The sequence below is a fragment of the Pseudomonas sp. HMSC065H01 genome, from assembly GCF_001815235.1.
Classification (GTDB): domain Bacteria; phylum Pseudomonadota; class Gammaproteobacteria; order Pseudomonadales; family Pseudomonadaceae; genus Pseudomonas; species Pseudomonas aeruginosa.
The window spans coordinates 23061-24767 of sequence record NZ_KV819936.1; the positions used below are offsets into that span (position 1 = coordinate 23061).

Genomic DNA, 1707 nt, shown 5'->3' on the forward strand with positions numbered 1-1707 from the left:
CCGATGGCAGCGGCAACTGGAGCTTCACTCCGACCACGCCGTTGCCCAACGGCACCGTGGTCAACGCCACGGCCACCGACGCCTCCGGCAACACCAGTGCGGGCAGCAGTGTCACCGTGGACTCGGTAGCCCCGGCCACGCCAGTGATCAACCCCAGCAACGGCACCACGCTCAGCGGCACCGCCGAGCCGGGCAGCAGCGTGACTCTGACCGATGGCAACGGCAACCCGATTGGCCAGGTCACCGCCGACGGCAGCGGCAACTGGAGCTTCACCCCGTCCACGCCGCTGGCGGATGGAACCGTGGTCAACGCCACGGCCACCGATCCGGCGGGCAACACCAGCGGCCAGGGCAGCACCACCGTCGATGGCGTGGCGCCGACCACGCCGACCGTCAACCTGAGCAACGGCAGCAGCCTCAGCGGCACTGCGGAACCGGGCAGCACGGTGATCCTCACCGACGGCAACGGCAATCCGATCGCCGAGGTCACCGCCGACGGCAGCGGCAACTGGACCTACACCCCGTCCACGCCGATCGCCAACGGCACCGTGGTCAACGTGGTGGCCCAGGACGCCGCCGGCAATAGCAGCCCGGGCGCCAGCGTCACCGTGGACTCGCAGGCCCCGGCGGCTCCGGTGGTCAACCCGAGCAACGGCACTACGCTCAGCGGCACCGCCGAGCCGGGCGCTACCGTGACCCTGACCGACGGCAACGGCAACCCGATTGGCCAGGTCACCGCCGACGGCAGCGGCAACTGGAGCTTCACACCGGGCACGCCGCTGGCCAACGGCACCGTGGTCAACGCCACGGCCAGCGACCCGACCGGCAATACCAGCGCTCCGGCCAGCACCACCGTGGACTCGGTGGCGCCGGCCGCGCCGGTGGTCAATCCGAGCAACGGCGCGGAGATCAGCGGCACCGCCGAACCGGGCGCCACGGTGACCCTGACCGATGGCAGCGGCAATCCGATCGGGCAGGTCACTGCCGACGGCAGCGGCAACTGGAGCTTCACCCCGTCCACGCCGCTGGCGGATGGAACCGTGGTCAACGCCACCGCTACCGACCCGGCCGGCAATACCGGCGGCCAGGGCAGCACCACCGTGGACGCCATCGCGCCGGCCACGCCGACCGTCAACCTGAGCAATGGCAGCAGCCTCAGCGGCACCGCCGAGCCGGGCAGCACGGTGATCCTCACCGACGGCAACGGCAATCCGATCGCCGAGGTCACCGCCGACGGCAGCGGCAACTGGACCTACACCCCGTCCACGCCGATCGCCAACGGTACTGTGGTCAACGTGGTGGCCGAGGACGCCGCCGGTAACAGCAGCCCGCCGGCGACGGTGACCGTCGATTCCAGCGCGCCGCCGGCGCCGGTGATCAACCCGAGCAACGGCGTCGTCATCAGCGGCACCGCCGAGGCCGGTGCCACCGTGACCCTCACCGATGCCGGCGGCAACCCGATAGGGCAGGTCACCGCCGACGGCAGCGGCAACTGGAGCTTCACGCCGGGCACGCCGCTGGCCAACGGCACGGTGATCGTCGCCACGGCCACCGACCCGACCGGCAATACCGGCCCGCAGGCCGCCACCACGGTGGACGCGGTGGCGCCGCCGGCGCCGGTGATCGATCCGAGCAACGGCACGACCATCAGCGGCACCGCGGAGGCCGGGGCCAAGGTGATCCTCACCGACGGCAACGGCAACCCGA

Annotated in this window: 1 protein-coding gene; it reads left to right on the forward strand. The window is 71.6% G+C overall.

Features of this window, described 5'->3' with window-relative positions; all coding sequences use genetic code 11:
- A partial coding sequence (locus tag HMPREF3014_RS29570; RefSeq protein ID WP_256562453.1) for an Ig-like domain-containing protein occupies nt 1-1707 on the forward strand: 1707 nt, incomplete at both ends.